Origin of the sequence: Pedobacter sp. Hv1 (assembly GCF_001412215.1) — a bacterium.
In the GTDB taxonomy this organism is placed as follows: Bacteria; Bacteroidota; Bacteroidia; order Sphingobacteriales; family Sphingobacteriaceae; genus Pedobacter.
In genome coordinates, this window is the sequence record NZ_LLWP01000001.1 from 648123 (window position 1) to 664962 (window position 16840).

The following is a 16840-nucleotide window of genomic DNA, read 5'->3' on the forward strand; positions in this document are numbered from 1 at the left end:
TGCAAAATAGAATGCATGATTGAAGGTAATAAAATAAAAACTAAGAAAAGTTAGGCGGCGGTGTTGGAACTTGTGGATGATAAGGATCTACGTATCTCCGAAAATGATCTATAAAACTATTGTCAATCCCGTAATCGATTACTACAGGTACATAACTTAAATCACAACGATGAAACATTAATTTATGATCGGCAAATTTGACATTGCCTTTGGCACCACTATCATCTCCATGATTTTCTACTTCAAGCTGCATAATTACGGCATTCATTAAACTCTTGTCTAAATGCGCAAAAAATACAGGGGCACCAGAAATTACCATCTTTGCAGTAAAGATGCCCATAAAGGCAATTACTATAAGTATACGGTATTTTCTCAAAAACATAAATCTTTTAAATTTGTTTGATTTCTTCAAAAATAGTTCCAAAACCCTTAAACTGACAAATAAATTCGTAATTAAATTGTAAATTAAAACGAGATTTTTACAAAAAGGTGCTATTATCCATTAGTTAAAAAAAAGAAAATTATAAGATTAACAAGGTAATAACCGTAATTTCACCCCTCGAAACAAAAGTTTACCTTGATGAAAAAATATCTTATTTTATTTCTTCTCTTTTGCCCATTTCTAGGGTTTACCCAAAACAACAATGCGCCATCATCTTATGATCTTCATGACATTAAGATCACTGGTTATCTGCAAACCCAATTTCAAAAGGCACAATCTGCTGGCATTACCTCCTTTTCTGGTGGAGATTTCTCACCAAATAGTGATAGTCGTTTCATGATCCGTAGAGGAAGGCTTAAAATTGATAGGGTTGATAAATATTCGAGCATCGTTTTTCAGATTGATGCTACCCAAAACGGTGTTAACCTGATGGATGCCTTTATACAGCTCCATGCGCCAAGTGTTAATGACTTCCTATTTACTGCAGGTTTATTTAACCGTCCGTTTGGTTATTCAATCATTTATTCTTCAGGTTATAGAGACTTTCCGGAGAGAGCAAGGGTATTTCAAACTTTAATGCCCCGAGAAAGGGATTTGGGAGCAATGGTGACTTTCCATCCGAAGAAAATTGCCAAGTTCTTAATTGCCGATTTGGCAGTAGTTAATGGAAGCGGCTTATCTGCAAGAGATTACGATTCTAAAAAAGATGTCGTTGCCAATTTAAACTTCAAATTTGACAGTTTGGCCAACAAAAAATTCCATGTTGCCTTTGGTGGCTCTATCTACAAGGGCACCGTACGCAGCAATACCGATACCTATTTTGAGGAAAAAAGTGGAAGTTTTACCACGAACACAAGTTCAGACAATGTTGGTAAAAACCTTAACCGCGAATATTTTGGTGCAAACCTACAGTTACAATACGACAATAGTTTTGGCACCACCACTTTTAAAACCGAATATGTAGAAGGTACACAACCTGGAGTGGCCAATTCTGCCAGCATTGCAGGGCCTTATGCCAGTCAGAGTTTTGCTACGCAGCCGCTAACCAATTTATACCTCCGTCATTTTAACGGCTATTATTTCTGGTTAACCCAGCAAATTGCTAAAAGTAGGTTTACCGCTTTATTGGCTTATGATGTATATGATCCAAATACTGACATTAGTGAAAGCAACATCGGCCTAGCAGGAAACAATACCACAGCAGGTGATATTAAATATAGCACTTTAGGCTATGGCCTTACCTGCTCGTTAAACAGCAGATTAAAACTAACGGTTTATAATGAACATGTGGTGAATGATGGTACCGCTTTATCAGCATACCAAAGCGATTTAAAAGACAATGTCTTTACCACCCGTTTGCAGTACCGTTGGTAATATTATTTTTAAAATTGGCCAAAAATTAAGTTATTGCAATTCTTACAGCTTATTATCAAAGAAATTAAATACAATGAAGAATAAGATAGAAATCTTACAAGATAAAATACAAAAAGCACATTTAGGTGGCGGACAGGCCAGAATAGATAGTCAACATAAAAAAGGAAAACTAACCGCTAGAGAACGTATCCATTTTTTAATGGACGAAGGCAGCTTTGAAGAAATTGGCATGTTGGTTACCCACCGCAGCACCGATTTTGGAATGGAGCGTGAAAAGTATCTTGGTGATGGCGTGATTACTGGTTATGGCACAATTAACGGACGATTAACTTATGTTTTCTCTCAAGATTTTACCGTTTTTGGTGGTTCGCTTTCAGAAACACATGCCGAAAAAATTTGTAAGATAATGGAAATGGCCACTAAAAATGGGGCGCCAATTATCGGCTTAAATGATAGTGGTGGTGCACGTATCCAAGAAGGTGTAGTTTCATTGGGTGGTTATGCAGATATCTTTTACCGCAATGTGCAGGCATCGGGTGTTATCCCTCAATTGTCGGCCATTATGGGCCCATGTGCCGGAGGTGCCGTTTACTCTCCTGCCATTACCGATTTCATTTTAATGGTCGAAAATACCTCTTACATGTTTGTAACAGGCCCAAATGTGGTAAAAACAGTTACCCATGAAGAAGTAAGCTCAGAAGAATTGGGTGGAGCCGTTACACATGCTACCAAATCTGGGGTTACCCACTTTGCTTGTGCCAACGAATTGGAAGCCATTGGCCATGTTAAAAAATTATTGAGCTACATGCCACAAAATTGCGAAGAAACGCCTGCTAGCTTGCCTTATGAAATTGGAGACGAAAATCGCCCAGCCTTAAATGAGATTCTGCCTCAAAATGCTACCCAACCTTATGATATTAGAGATGTAATTTCTACAGTTGTTGATACCGATAGCTTTTTAGAAGTGCACAAAGACTATGCAGAAAACATGGTGGTTGGTTTTGCCCGTTTGGCAGGCCGAAGTTTAGGAATCGTAGCCAATCAGCCTGCCTATTTGGCTGGGGTTTTAGATAGCAACTCATCCACAAAGGCTGCACGTTTTGTCCGTTTTTGCGATTGTTTCAATATTCCATTATTGGTTCTCGAAGATGTACCTGGGTTTTTACCTGGCACAGATCAAGAGTGGAATGGAATTATTACCAATGGTGCTAAACTCTTATATGCCTTTAGCGAAGCAACGGTACCTCGTATTACGGTAATTACCCGTAAAGCTTATGGTGGTGCTTATGATGTAATGAACTCTAAACATATTGGTGCCGACATGAACTATGCATGGCCAACTGCCGAGATTGCCGTAATGGGTGCCAAGGGTGCTGCAGAAATCATCTTTAAAAAAGAGATCACTTCAGCCGAAGACCCGCAAGAGAAATGGTTGGAAAAAGAGAAATTATATTCTGATATTTTCGCTAATCCTTACCGTGCTGCCGAACGTGGTTTTGTTGATGAAGTAATTGAGCCTTCACAAACACGCATCAAGCTGATCAAAGCGTTTAAAATGCTAGAGAACAAAGTGGTGAACAACCCTAGAAAAAAACACGGGAATATCCCATTATAAGGCAAAGGGTGTAAGGTATAGGGCTTAGGGCTCTTTGCAACCTTACACCTTAAACCCTAAACCTCATACCTCAATGTTAAAGAGAGCCGATATCTTATTAATGGCCTTTTGTACTGGCCTTATCGTTGCAAATATCTATTACTGCCAACCCTTAGTGATTTTGGTGGCCAAAGAGTTTAATTTAACCGAAACTTTTGCCGGGCGGATTACTTACCTCACTCAAGCTGGTTATGCTTTAGGCTTATTCCTATTGGTGCCGTTGGGTGATATGTTTGAGCGCAAAAAGCAGATCCTGATCATTACAGGATTAGCCATATTGGCCTTACTTATTGCTGCATTTTCCCACACTTTTTTACTGTTACAAGTGGCTAGTGTATTAATTGGCGCCTGCTCTATCGTACCCCAACTGATTTTGCCTTTGGCAGCCAATTTAAGTAACGACGAAAATCGTGGGCATAACATTGGGATCATTATGAGCGGTTTGCTTGTCGGTATTTTGGCCTCAAGAGCAGTAAGTGGCAGTATTGGCTTTTGGTTAGGCTGGCGGGCGGTTTATTTTATTGCTGCAGGCATTTGCGTTTTGTTAATTGCACTAATGGCTAAACGTTTTCCGCAGAGCTACCCCTCTTTTAAAGGTACTTATAAAGAGTTGATGAACTCTATGTTTGGTTATATCAAAACCCAACCTGTTTTAAGAGAGACTTCCATCATCAACTTTTTGGCTTTTGCCATCATCAGCGCATTCTGGACTACCATGGTTTTGTTTTTGGCAAATCCACCATTCAGTTTCCAGACCTTACAAATCGGTTTATTTGGCATTGCAGGAGCAGCAGGAGCATTGGCTGCACCATTGGTAGGCAAATTAAGTGATGCAGGTAATCCACGTAAAAATTTGATGATTGGTTTCATTCTTCAAATTGTTAGTGTGGCCTTATTCTACTTTACAGGAAGTTATCTTTATCTTTTTGTAATCGGCATTGTATTGATCGACATTGGTCAACAGGCCATTCATGTAACTAACCAGACCCGAATTTACATGCTCATTCCTGAAGCTAGAAATCGGTTAAATACCATTTTTATGTCGGTAAGTTTTATTGGAGCCAGTTGTGGTTCTGCTTTAGGTTTATGGCTTTGGGATATGGGTGGTTGGAACATGTTCTGTTACGGAATTACTGCCATTATTATCCTGAACATGTTGATTTATAAATTCTATTCGAATAAAAACTTTAAATCTGTGGCATAAGGTGGCAGTGGTAGAACAAATATTCCCCTCACTTACCTGGCGCATTCGGCATTTAACCATGTATCCAGAAAAGCCTTACGATTTTGTAAAGCTCGAAAATGATTTTGATGGGATTCATTTTGGCATTTATGTAGATTATGAACTTACAGGTGTTGTTTCATTATTTGTAACGGATGGTGTTGGACAGTTTAGAAAGTTTGCTGTTTTGCCAGAGGCACAGCACCACGGCCTAGGTTCGCAACTGTTAACTTACCTCATCGATTTTTGTAAAGTTCAAAAACTGACAAAACTCTGGTGCAATGCCCGTGTAAATGCAAAAGAATTTTATGTTAAATTTGGCTTTTGCGAAACGGACCAAACCTACACCGCAAGTGGTTTCGATTTCGTAAAAATGGAGCTAGAAATAGTTTAAACATAAGGTAGATCAAAGATCAACTTTGTGTAATTTGTAGTCTTAATCATAAATTGGTGTAATTATATTTAACTATGGCAAAGAAAAAAGAAGAAGAAAATAAGAAAAAACACGTTCCAGTAGTGACCAAAAAATCATTACAGTTTTTAGAAGCCTATATCAACAACCCCGCCCCAACTGGTTATGAGTGGGGAGGTCAAAAACTTTGGTTAGATTATTTAAAACCATATATCGACGAGCATTTTATAGACAATTATGGCACTGCAGTTGGGGTAATTAACCCAAAAGCCAGCTATAAAGTGGTAATTGAGGCACATGCCGATGAAATTTCTTGGTATGTGAACTACATTACCAGTGATGGTTTGATCTATGTGATTCGTAATGGTGGTTCTGATCATCAAATTGCACCATCTAAACGGGTAAATATCCATACAGAAAAAGGCATGGTTAAAGCTGTTTTTGGTTGGCCAGCCATCCACACTCGTAGTGGCGAAAAAGAAGAAGCTCCTGCTTTAAAAAACATCTTTTTAGATTGTGGTTGTACTACCAAAGAAGAAGTAGAAAAATTAGGCATCCATGTAGGCTGCGTCATTACATACGAAGATGAATTTATGGTTTTAAACGACCGTTACTACGTGGGTCGTGCGCTAGATAACCGTGCTGGTGGTTTTATGATTGCCGAAGTAGCTCGTTTGTTAAAAGAAAACAAGAAAAAACTCCCATTTGCTTTATATATCGTTAACTCGGTACAAGAAGAAATTGGTTTACGTGGTGCCGAAATGATTGCGCAACGCATTAAACCGAATGTGGCCATCGTAACAGATGTAACACACGATACCACTACCCCAATGATCAGTAAAATTACACAAGGTGATTTATCATGTGGTAAAGGTCCGGTAGTTTCTTATGCACCAGCAGTACAAACCAATTTGAATAAATTGCTGATCAAAACAGCGGAGAAAAACGATATCCCTTTCCAACGTCAGGCTTCTTCTCGTTCTACCGGAACAGATACCGATGCCTTTGCGTATTCAAATGGCGGAGTTCCTTCGGCATTGATCTCTTTACCTTTGCGCTACATGCACACAACAGTAGAAATGGTACATAAAGAAGATGTCGACAATGTGATCAGCTTAATTTACGAAAGTTTATTGAACATTAAGGCTGATCAAGATTTTAGAGAATTTAAGTAAAAACAGAAAGCACTAAAATTGGGTGCTACTGAAACCAAAGAACATGACTACAGCAATCAAAATAGATTACAAGAAAATCATCATTTCAACATTGATAAAGATGTTGGTCGTTGTGATCCTTGTTTTCACGCTCAATAACTGGGGCCAAATTAAGCAAAGCTTTGGTGGTGATGTTCCTCCATTGCAGAGCTGGATGAAAGAAACATTTACCTCCAATAATTTAATTGTAATGGTGGTTTTAACCCTGTTCTTTTTCTTTAGAACATACGTATTACATAAAAAATTGGCCGAAAAACGGTCAAACTATACAGCATTATAAAAATAAAGGTCTAAGTTTAATTTCTTAGACCTTTTTTATGACCTCAGCAACCCAAACAGAATGCTCCACAATAAAACATTCATCTTCCAGCTATCTTTTGTTGAACTGTTTAAGCAGTAAATCAGTATTTTAACTACTTGTATTCTTTGTTTACAAACACTATTTTTGGTAACTCAACATATTTTAATAACCTAATTGCCTAAAAGTATACATACCGTAAATTCATTTGAAAAATTGTTTAAGGACAACTATGCCAAACTATGTCATTTTGCATTGCAGTTTTTAAAGGATGAGGATATGTCAAAAGATATCGTTCAAGAAACGTTTGCTGCCTTTTGGGATGCCCAAGAAACCCTACAACTTGAGGAGAAAGCCATCAATAGTTTTTTATATACTTCGGTTAGGAATGCCTGTTTCAACAAACTGCGCAGGTTAAAACTAGAGAATACTTACCTCAACAACCAAGATGCAGACCCAATAGAAGATGCCATTGGATTAAATGCCATGATCAGGTCTGAGGTAATTGCAGAGTTGCACAAAGTGATTACTACCCTACCTAAAAACTGTCAGACCATATTTAGGATGGGCTATTTAGAAGGCCTAAAAAACCCACAAATTGCCCAAGAGCTCGGCATTAGCATCAATACGGTAAAAACACAAAAAAAACGAGGCCTACAATTGCTAAAAATGCGAGTAAATCCAGATTTTTTAGTGCTGGCAACTGCTATGCTCCTCATCAAAAATTAATCAGCTAAAAATAATTTAATTCTTTTTCACCCCTTTTTGCTTTTCAAGTTTCTTATCAATAGATATGAAAATGCAACAAGACTCTCAATTAATAGCAAAACTCATTGTTAGTTTCCTAAAGGATGAGCTTTCTGAAAATGAAAAAGAAGATTTTAAGGCTTGGCTAGATGCCGACCCTAAAAATGTTGAACTTTTAGAATCTTTCAAACAGACATCATCTGTTCAAAAAGAAATTGATTTTATTGACAAAATTGATTCAAATGATGCCTGGAACAAGTTTGCCAAGCAACACACAGCTCAACCGATAACCAAACTGAACTGGAATAAATGGATTGCTTACAGCGCTGTTGCTGTATTGTTCATTGTTGCTGGTCTCGGACTTTATACCTACAAACTTAAAGGCACTACAGCATCTGCTGTGCTTGCCCAAAATTATGATATTATGCCAGGTAGTACAAAAGCTGTATTACAAATGGCCAACGGCACTTCAATACATCTTGACCCTACTGCCCGCCTACAGAAAAACACAAGTATTGAAATGAAGAATGGATTTTTGGTATATAAGGCCAAAAATCCTACCCAAAAGGGTTACAATCTATTAAAAACGCCGAGCGCCGGAGAGTATAAAATGATTTTACCCGATGGCACAAAGGTCTATCTAAATGCATCATCAGCCATTAGATTTTCTACAGATTTCAATAAAAACGATCGCCGTGTCCAATTAACAGGAGAAGCCTATTTTGAAGTGGCCCATAATAAAGACTTACCTTTTATAGTAAGTTTCGATCAAAACGAGGTTGAAGTATTAGGTACACATTTCAACATCAGCTCTTACAAAAAAACGAGCAAGGCTACCTTACTAGAGGGTGCTATCAAAATTCGTTCTGGTCAAAACCAAACCCTCCTTAAACCTGGAGATGAAGCAGACATTAACAATGGCGATGTAACCGTTGCCAAGGTAGACACCTATAAATCAATCGCTTGGAAAGAGGGCGTATTTTATTTCCATGAAGATGAGATGACCGATATTTTAGAGCAGGTAGCCAGATGGTACGATGTTAAAATTGCCTACAAAGGTACACCAACAACAAAAAAGTATAGTGGAGACATCAGAAGGCAGGCCACTTTAAACCAAGTATTAGAGATGCTGAATGCAGTAAGTGGTACAACCTTTACTTTAAAAGATAGAACTGTAACTGTCAATTTTTAAACAAACAAACAACTAAACCGATCAAATATGTAACAAAACCAACTCAAACCACCATTAGAGAATTGGCATAAAAAAGCCGAGAACACTGCAATGTTCCCGGCCTAAAAAAATGTGCTATTCTGCATTGACAAATTATTGAAATAAACCAATTTAAAAACTAACACATACAAAAATATGAAACATTTCCTTCTCGGCAAGTGCCCGGGGGTATATAGGTTATTTAATAGAAATACACTATTAGTTATGAGGTTAACGATTCTTTTACTAGTTGCTAGCTGTTTTGTTGTACAAGCATCAAGTTATGCACAAAAAGTAACCTTATCTGTACGTAATGCAGGTATAGAAAGCGTATGTATCAACATTAAAAAGCAAAGTGGCTTTTTCTTTCTGTATGATGCCGCTGTGCTTAAAAAATCAGGTACGGTAAGCCTCGAACTCAAAAATATTGAACTTGAAGATGCCCTTAAACAAATAACGGCTGGTAAAGCGTTAACGTATAAAATAATCGACAAAACTGTCATCATTAGCGAAACAAAAGCTACTACAACCATTACTGCCGAAGATATCACCATAACTGGAATAGTGAGATCGAAAGAAGGGCCCGGCAAAACTGACCTGCCCTTACCAGGCGTAACCATTTTTGTAAAAGGCACCAATAAAGCTGTTTCTTCTGCTGGCAATGGTGCTTATAGCATTACAGCTCCATCCAATGCAACCCTTGTATTTGCCATGATCGGTTATGGCACAAAAGAAATTGCCATCAATGGAAATAAAAACATCGATATAGCACTGCTTGAAACCGCAAGCGATCTCCAAGAAATTATCGTTACCGCTTATGGCAGTTCCGAAAGAAAAGAAAATCAGATCGGAAGTGCAGTTCAATTGACCAGCGCAGACCTGCAACGTAAACCTGCAAACAGAATAGATCAGTTAATGGAAGGAATGGTTGCAGGCCTACAGTATGAAGTACAAGGAGGTGGTACAAGTACGGCCAGACCTAGATTTTCAACCACTATTCGTGGCGAAGCTTCATTTAGTGCATCTAACGAACCATTATGGGTATTGGATGGAATTCCATTAAATACGGGCAACGAAACCAATCTCATCCTCGGTGTAAATACAAGTATCAGTCCTTTAACCTATTTAAACCCAAATGATATCGAATCTATTGTGGTATTAAAAGATGCAACGGCCACTTCCATTTATGGAGCAGATGGTTCTAATGGCGTAGTTTTAATTACCACTAAAAAAGGGATGGCTGGCAAAAGAAACATCAGTTATAGTTTCAGAACAGGTATCAATTTAATTAACGATAGCCGTTTCCATGTGTTAAATGCAGATCAATATAGAGAACTGTATAGAGAATCATACCTCAACAATACTTCTTTAGACCCTAACAAAATACCAGATTTGGGCAATACCAATACAGATTGGTATGATGTATTTTTCCGCAATGGGATTACCACTAACCACGACATCTCTTTCTCTGGTGGGAACAAGAAAACAAGATATTATGTATCAGGTGGTTATTTTGATGAGAAACCAATTATGATTGCCAACCAGACGCAAAGATTTTCTGCCAGGGTAAACATCGACCATACACTAAATAAATCTATTAATCTATTTTTAAGGGTTGGGGGTTCTTATAATGTGAACAATCTATTCTATCCCGGCGATGCCTATTACAACAACAGACCTATAGATAGTCCTTTTGATGCCAACGGAAATTACGTGATGGCTTTTTATAACCAATTGGCCGATGCAAAATTAGATGATGATGTGCAACGTACAAAAGCCCTACAGGGGAGTGTTGGTGGTACCATACAGATTTTACCTTGGTTAAGTTATACCACCACTAATGGACTAGACCTTAGCACCATCAGGCAAAAAAATTACAACTCGATGTATACATTTAGCGAAAGGAACAACGGAGGGTATATGATCCAAGGGAAAACCAATTTCGTGAATTGGAATAGCCAACATCGGATCAATCTGGATAAAACCATTAAACAGCATAATTTTTCTGCATTGTTAGGCGGAGAAGCCAGAAGTCAGGAAAGAAGATCTTATAACATCAGTGGGTCTGGTTTCCCTAATGATGAGGTTAGAGACATTACCTATGCAACTAAAAACATTCAAGAAGTTAATAGTGGAGATGATAAAACCAGTGTTTCTTATTATGGCCAATTGAGATATACCTTGGCTAACAAATACAGTTTACTGGGCAGTTTCCGTAGAGATGCAAATTCTGATTTTGGTTCTGATGTAAAGTGGGCAACATTTAATTCTATTGGTGCTTCTTGGACCCTCAGCAATGAAAAATTCTGGAAAATCAAACAGATTGATTTTGCCAAACTTAAATTGAGTTATGGATCAAATGGTAACTCTAGAATTGGCGCCTATAAATCAAAAGGAATCTATAGATTCGATTTAGACCATGGCTATAATGGGCAAGAAGGTGCCACGATGATTAGTGGAGAAAACCCATTACTTTCATGGGAAACCACTTACATCATTAACGGAGGGCTTAGCATAGGACTATTCAAAAAGATTTCGATGGAAGTAGAATTCTATCAAAATACCACCAAAGGTATGTTAGATGCAGTAGATGTAACCCGTACTACCGGTTTTACCAAAATACTACAAAACATTGGTTCGGTACGCAACAGTGGTGTTGAAGTGACCTTAAACACGCAGAACATTGTTAGAGATAATTTTGAATGGAGAACAAAATTCAACATTGCCCATAACAGAAATACAATTCTCAAATTGTACAATGGCAATGATAAGATTTTAGACAAGACGATTAGAAGTGTTGGAAAAGATGCAAATGCTTTTTACCTGATCCGTTGGGCTGGTGTTGACCCACGTGATGGTGGCCCGCTTTGGTACGACAGGAACAACAACATTACCAAGGAGTTTGACCTGAACAATAGAGTAGTTTTAGGTTCAGGTACACCTGATTTTTTTGGTGGCATGACCAATACCATTACTTATAAAAATTTCTCTTTGTCGGCATTGCTAATTTACAATGTTGGGGGTTATGCATTTAGCGATTTTCAACGTGATGCAGAGTCTGATGGACGTAACCTGGCCGCAGACAATCAATCTACCAACCTGTTAGATCGTTGGAGAGAACCGGGAGATTTAAGCAATATTCCTAAATCGACACTTTTTATGAATGAAAACAATGGACGTAACTCTACTCGTTTTCTGCATAAAAAAACAAGTTTAAGGTTACAGAACATTAGTGTAAATTATAACCTACCTAAAAATTGGATCAGTAAGGCAAAACTTTCAAACGTAAGCGTTTATTTCCAAGCCGATAATGTTGGTTTCTGGACCCCTTACTCAACACCATCCAATCGCAACGATTTTAGAAATTCATTTAATCCATATCCTCAACCACTTATACTTTCATTCGGTTTAAATGTTGGGTTTTAATAAAAATATTGAAATGAAAAAAATTAACTATACCCTAATCCTGTTCATGATATTTTGCATTACATTCATCTCCTGCAAAAAATTTCTGGAAAAAGAGCCAATTGGCAGAACGGGAAAAATCACACTTTTCGAAACCGTTAATGGGGCCAAACTCGCAATCAATGGGTCTTATAATCTGATGATCAATTATTACAAGGATTATTTTGGCATGTATGCCGACATCAGTTCTGACAATTTGATCCGCAATTCGAAAACCAACCGGATGTTGCAACAATTCAATTTCCAAAGCTCACCTGGCGATGATGAATTTGCTGTAGGAAATATTTGGGAAGATATTTATGGTGCAATAAATAGTGTCAACAACATCATCAATTCGTTACCAGATTTAAAGACAAAATTCCCAGATCAAACCAAAACAATAGATTCTATTTATGGACAAGCTTTGGTAATGCGGGCCTTGTTTCATTTTGATGCAAGCAGGGTGTATGCACAACCTTATAATTTTACAGCAGATGCTTCTCATTTAGGTATTCCTGTTTTGTTAAAAACACCCAGTCCTGGCGAGGTTGTAGCAAGAAAAACAATGAAAGAGACCTACGCACAAATCATTTCTGATTTAACCGAATCTCTTCCCTACCTACAGCAATATGCCAATCAGACTACACAAGCTGCCATTACCTATCAAGCAGCTTTAGGTCTACTTTCTCGTGTCAATTTATACAAAGGAGATTGGGCACAGAGTGTAACTTATGCCAATATGGTCATCAATGACAATGCTTATCAATTGGGAAATGCCAACAACTACAAATCATCATTTATTAACTATCCCGCAGCTACAGCGAGCCCTAAAATTGAAGTGGTATTTCAATTGAACAATGCTACATTATCGGCAACTGCACTTGATGTTTTTTCCATGTTTTCTGATGGAACTGCAGCTCAATATACAGCCACAACTAAAATATTGAACCTATATGATGAGGATGACCTTAGGTTGAAGACCATGTTTAGCAAACCAAAAGCGGGAGAAAATATTGGCAGATCGTTAACTACCAAATATGGTGATGGAACGGTAAGTAGCACAGGACCACTAACGATCAAAATCCTCCGCTTATCAGAACTTTACCTCAACCGTGCTGAGGCCAATTGGAATCTCCAGAAATACAGCGAAGCTGCAGAAGACCTGCGAATCATTTCCCAAAGGGCTCATCCAGATAGAACAATAACGATCAGTTACAGTTCTAATGACGATCTATATAAACAAATAGCAAATGAGAGAAACAGGGAATTATGCTTTGAAAACCATCGTTTGTTCGATCTGGTAAGAAGGAAAGAAAACCTACAAAGAAGTGCAGATTGTAATGCAACAACTTGTAGCCTAACCTACCCTAACAACAAGTTTGTGTTGCCCATCTCTGTCAAAGAGCTCGAAGCAAACAAAGCAATGATCCAAAACCCTGGCTATAATTAATTAAGACAATGAAAAACAAAATAACATACTTCATTCTATCAACAATAATTGCGAGCCTAACATTTTTATCATCTTGTAAAAAAGAAGTGGAACCTTATAACCATCCTTTTTTCCATATCATGGTAGACAATAAGGCTGCTGTTGATGTTTTATCGAACCGTAAAGATGTGGTCAACTATAATGTGTATTTGAGTGCCGAATTGCAATTTGAACCCATTGATGTCAACTATGAAGTTATAGTTGGTGATGGGCTTAAAGAAGGTCGTGATTTTGACCTGATTACCAAAAGCAATAAACTTACATTCCCACAAGGCATTTTCGAAAGACCAATTACCATTCAATGGAAAGAGGCAGCCTTAGATCCTACAAAAAATAACACCATCATTATCAGGCTGATCAGCAATAGTAAAAATTACACACTGGGTTTACCAGGGCCTGATCAATTACAGAAACAACTAGTCATCACTAAAAAATAAAGCGAAACAGATGAAGAAGATTAAAAATTTTAGTGCTTTACTATTGATACTCTTAACGGTTAGTTTGGGTGTGAATGCACAACAGTTGAAGCAAAACCCGAATTTGGTTACCGGAAAACTTAAAAATGGCTTTACCTATTACATCTACAAAACTGACAGAGCCAAAGGTAATTCTGTTTTAAGGTTATTTTTAAATGCAGGTTCATTACAAGAAGACAATAGCCAGCAAGGCTTAGCACACTTTATTGAGCATATGGCATTTAATGGCACCAAACATTATTCAAAAAATGATGTCATCGAGTTTTTAGAATCTAAAGGTGTAAAGTTTGGTGCAGATTTAAATGCACATACCAGCTTTGACGAAACCGTATACAAGATCAGCATCAATACCAAAGACGAGAAGAACCTAGAAAAATCAATCGACATTATGGGCGATTGGGCCTTTGGCGTCACCTTTGACCAAAATGAAATTGACAAAGAACGTGGTGTAGTGATTGAAGAATGGAGAAGCAAACAAGGTGCAGACAATCGCTTAAGAGAACAATACTTACCTGTTTTGTTCAATAAATCTCGATATGCCGAACGTTTACCTATTGGGAAAGTTGAGATCCTAAAAACTTTTAAACGTCAAACGATTGTTGATTTTTATGAGAAGTGGTACCGCCCAGATTTGATGTCTATTGCCATTGTAACAGATATCGACCCTAAAAAGGTAGAGGGCTATATCAAACATGAATTTAACCAGTACCAAGCTAAAAGCAAAGCACCCCGGGTTTATTACGAATTGCCCCCTCATAAAGACACCCTATTTTCTATCATTACAGATAAGGAAGCCTCTTCGATAGATTTGAGCATTTTTAATAAAATCAAATCATTTAAGGGCATCCAAACCGAAGAGGATTATAAGAACCAATTGACCAGATCATTTTTCAATGCTTTGGCAAAAAACCGTTTCAGTAGAATTGCCCAATTACAAAATGATTTTAAAGAAGGCAGTTTTTCGGTAAGTAACCTGGTCTTAAAAAATGGGATCGTATCTGGTGGGGTATCACTCTATCACGATCAAATTAATGAGGGTATTGCAAAATACCTTACAGAAACCCAACGAATTATCCGTTATGGTTTTACCAACGACGAGGTAATCAAATTAAGAGAAGAGTATATTGCTACCATTAAACGTGCTGCAGCTACAGAAGATAAAACAGAGCCAGAAACGTATGTAAATGAGATTCACGATCTTTTTTATAACGGTACAACCATGTTGGCCAAGGCAGAACGCAATAGATTGGCGCTTAAATACGCAGCACAGATTGATTCAACAGCCATTATCCATTTCTTAAAATCGGTAAATAACCAAGGAAATACGGTGGTTTTACTTACCGCACCAGAAAAAGATGCGGCCAACCTGCCTAACCAATTGGCATTAAAAAAGATGTTTGCCAAATCTGTGGCAGAAAAAATCTCGCCATGGACAGACAACATTACTATTCCTAAACAATTATTGGCAAATGAGCCAAAGGCAGGAAAAGTGATCAAAGAAGAGCAAATTTCAGCAATAGGTGTTACCAAGTGGACTTTATCTAACGGAACAACAGTTTACCTGAAACCAACAAACGAGAAAAAAGACTACATTTCGCTATCTGGTTTTAGGGCTGGTGGTATCTACGCCTTAGATTCTACACAATTTGTAACTTCACAATTTGTAAAAGCAGTTACTGGATTAAGTGGTGCAGGCGAATTTAGCAGAAGAGCACTCACACAATTTTTAGCAGGCAACACAGCCTCTGCTACCCTAGTATTGTCGAGCACAAGAGAAGGTGTAGTAAGCAGCGCCGATTGGAAAGATGCCAAAACCATGTTCCAATTGATGTACCTGAAATGGGTGTATCCTAATGCAGATCCATTAACCTTTGAGCAGGCCAAAAGACAAACAATTGAACGTTTAGACAACAACAAACAATCGCCAACTTACGAGTATAACAAGGCAATTGCCGAACTTTTAAAAGGTGATGATGATTATGCTTCCGACATTTCTGCCGAGCGCATCAATAAAGAGCTTCATTTTAAAGATATCATTCCAGTTTTTAAAAGTCGTTTTGGATCTGCAAAAGATTTTCAGTTTGTAATTGTTGGTGGTTTTAGTCCAGATAGCATTAAGCCCTTAATTGAACAATACATTGGTGGTTTGCCAGCTGGCACCTACAACAATAAGTTCGAATACAAAGGGCCAGCAGGTGGCGATACTGCAAAAGACATCTTGGTTTTTGCCGGCAAAGCACCTAAAAGTACCGTCAACTTATTTTATCAGAGCAATGAGGTAAATTACGATTACCCCGAAATTTTAGTACAAACTTTATTACAAGAAGTACTAAAGGTAAAGCTTAGGTTAAACCTACGAGAAGAAAACTCAGGTGTATATGGTGTAGGGGTTTCTATTTCCTCAACCAGTATTCCTGCTCCATTAATCAGGTCAAGGATCTCTTTCAGTTGTGCACCAGAATCAGCAGAGTTTTTAATTAAACAGGCGCAACTAGAAGTTAAAAAAGTAGCAGAAAATCCTGATTATTTTTTAAGTGACTTAACCAACATCAAAGTACAGCAGATAGATGGTTATAAAAAGCAGGCAGGCAAGAATTTGTTCTGGAGCTCGTCTTTAAGAAACCAATTTTATTTTGGCTTTAAAGACTACAGTTTCTTTAATGATTATGAAAACATGATCAACAAAATTAGCCCTGCCATGATTGCGGATTATGCAAAAAAGTATCTGGTAGAAACACCAGGTATCAAAGCAGTCCTGATGCCAGAAAACTTGAAGAAATTAAATTAACAGAGATAGACCTCCCTATCCAACAAATAGTGTTTAGGAGAACTATCATCTTAAAACAAATTTTAGACTG

General features: G+C 37.8%; 13 protein-coding genes. 12 read left to right on the forward strand and 1 reads right to left on the reverse strand.

The genetic code is table 11. The features are described 5' to 3' along the window. Nucleotides 1-40: 40 nt before the first annotated feature. On the reverse strand, nucleotides 41-382 hold the full coding sequence (locus AQF98_RS03025) for a hypothetical protein (RefSeq protein WP_055130430.1): 342 nt from the start codon (nucleotides 380-382) through the stop codon (nucleotides 41-43). A 198-nt stretch (nucleotides 383-580) separates the two neighbouring features. On the opposite strand from AQF98_RS03025, the gene AQF98_RS03030 reads away from it, so the two are divergent. From AQF98_RS03030 to AQF98_RS03085, 12 genes are all read left to right on the forward strand, one after another. After that, complete coding sequence (locus AQF98_RS03030; protein WP_055130431.1) at nucleotides 581-1816, forward strand: hypothetical protein; 1236 nt, start codon at nucleotides 581-583, stop codon at nucleotides 1814-1816. Between the two features lie 73 nt (nucleotides 1817-1889). After that, entirely contained in the window at nucleotides 1890-3431 is a 1542-nt protein-coding gene (locus AQF98_RS03035) for an acyl-CoA carboxylase subunit beta (RefSeq protein WP_055130704.1), read from the forward strand. Nucleotides 3432-3504: 73 nt separating this feature from the next. Continuing rightward, nucleotides 3505-4674 carry an MFS transporter gene (locus tag AQF98_RS03040; protein ID WP_055130432.1) on the forward strand — a complete coding sequence of 390 codons (1170 nt, stop codon included), beginning with the start codon at nucleotides 3505-3507 and terminating at the stop codon, nucleotides 4672-4674. Between the two features lies 1 nt (nucleotide 4675). After that, nucleotides 4676-5086 (forward strand): GNAT family N-acetyltransferase, encoded by a 411-nt coding sequence (locus AQF98_RS03045; protein ID WP_055130433.1) that lies wholly within the window; start codon nucleotides 4676-4678, stop codon nucleotides 5084-5086. A 74-nt stretch (nucleotides 5087-5160) separates the two neighbouring features. After that, nucleotides 5161-6279: a M42 family metallopeptidase gene (locus AQF98_RS03050; protein WP_055130434.1), complete on the forward strand. Its 1119-nt coding sequence runs from the start codon at nucleotides 5161-5163 to the stop codon at nucleotides 6277-6279. 43 nt (nucleotides 6280-6322) lie between these two features. After that, entirely contained in the window at nucleotides 6323-6598 is a 276-nt protein-coding gene (locus AQF98_RS03055) for a hypothetical protein (protein WP_055130435.1), read from the forward strand. A 195-nt stretch (nucleotides 6599-6793) separates the two neighbouring features. Then, nucleotides 6794-7345: an RNA polymerase sigma-70 factor gene (locus AQF98_RS03060; protein ID WP_082434880.1), complete on the forward strand. Its 552-nt coding sequence runs from the start codon at nucleotides 6794-6796 to the stop codon at nucleotides 7343-7345. A gap of 64 nt (nucleotides 7346-7409) precedes the next feature. Beyond that, on the forward strand, nucleotides 7410-8555 hold the full coding sequence (locus tag AQF98_RS03065; protein ID WP_055130437.1) for a FecR family protein: 1146 nt from the start codon (nucleotides 7410-7412) through the stop codon (nucleotides 8553-8555). Between the two features lie 243 nt (nucleotides 8556-8798). Continuing rightward, nucleotides 8799-11999, forward strand: a complete 3201-nt coding sequence (locus AQF98_RS03070) for a SusC/RagA family TonB-linked outer membrane protein (protein ID WP_055130438.1) — start codon at nucleotides 8799-8801, stop codon at nucleotides 11997-11999. 13 nt (nucleotides 12000-12012) lie between these two features. Then, a complete protein-coding gene (locus tag AQF98_RS03075) occupies nucleotides 12013-13467 on the forward strand; it encodes a RagB/SusD family nutrient uptake outer membrane protein (protein ID WP_161805841.1) in 1455 nt (484 codons plus the stop codon). A gap of 8 nt (nucleotides 13468-13475) precedes the next feature. Then, nucleotides 13476-13943 (forward strand): hypothetical protein, encoded by a 468-nt coding sequence (locus tag AQF98_RS03080; protein WP_082434882.1) that lies wholly within the window; start codon nucleotides 13476-13478, stop codon nucleotides 13941-13943. A 10-nt stretch (nucleotides 13944-13953) separates the two neighbouring features. Next, entirely contained in the window at nucleotides 13954-16770 is a 2817-nt protein-coding gene (locus AQF98_RS03085) for a pitrilysin family protein (protein ID WP_055130441.1), read from the forward strand. The last annotated feature ends 70 nt before the right edge of the window (nucleotides 16771-16840 follow it).

Bases quoted from the DNA above. Each gene is read 5' to 3' on its own strand.
- AQF98_RS03080 (WP_082434882.1), top strand. From the start codon at position 13,476: ATGAAAAACAAAATAACATACTTCATTCTATCAACAATAATTGCGAGC.
- AQF98_RS03040 (WP_055130432.1), top strand. From the start codon at position 3,505: ATGTTAAAGAGAGCCGATATCTTATTAATGGCCTTTTGTACTGGCCTT.
- AQF98_RS03085 (WP_055130441.1), top strand. From the start codon at position 13,954: ATGAAGAAGATTAAAAATTTTAGTGCTTTACTATTGATACTCTTAACG.
- AQF98_RS03050 (WP_055130434.1), top strand. From the start codon at position 5,161: ATGGCAAAGAAAAAAGAAGAAGAAAATAAGAAAAAACACGTTCCAGTA.
- AQF98_RS03065 (WP_055130437.1), top strand. From the start codon at position 7,410: ATGAAAATGCAACAAGACTCTCAATTAATAGCAAAACTCATTGTTAGT.
- AQF98_RS03035 (WP_055130704.1), top strand. From the start codon at position 1,890: ATGAAGAATAAGATAGAAATCTTACAAGATAAAATACAAAAAGCACAT.
- AQF98_RS03025 (WP_055130430.1), bottom strand. From the start codon at position 382: ATGTTTTTGAGAAAATACCGTATACTTATAGTAATTGCCTTTATGGGC.
- AQF98_RS03030 (WP_055130431.1), top strand. From the start codon at position 581: ATGAAAAAATATCTTATTTTATTTCTTCTCTTTTGCCCATTTCTAGGG.
- AQF98_RS03055 (WP_055130435.1), top strand. From the start codon at position 6,323: ATGACTACAGCAATCAAAATAGATTACAAGAAAATCATCATTTCAACA.
- AQF98_RS03070 (WP_055130438.1), top strand. From the start codon at position 8,799: ATGAGGTTAACGATTCTTTTACTAGTTGCTAGCTGTTTTGTTGTACAA.
- AQF98_RS03075 (WP_161805841.1), top strand. From the start codon at position 12,013: ATGAAAAAAATTAACTATACCCTAATCCTGTTCATGATATTTTGCATT.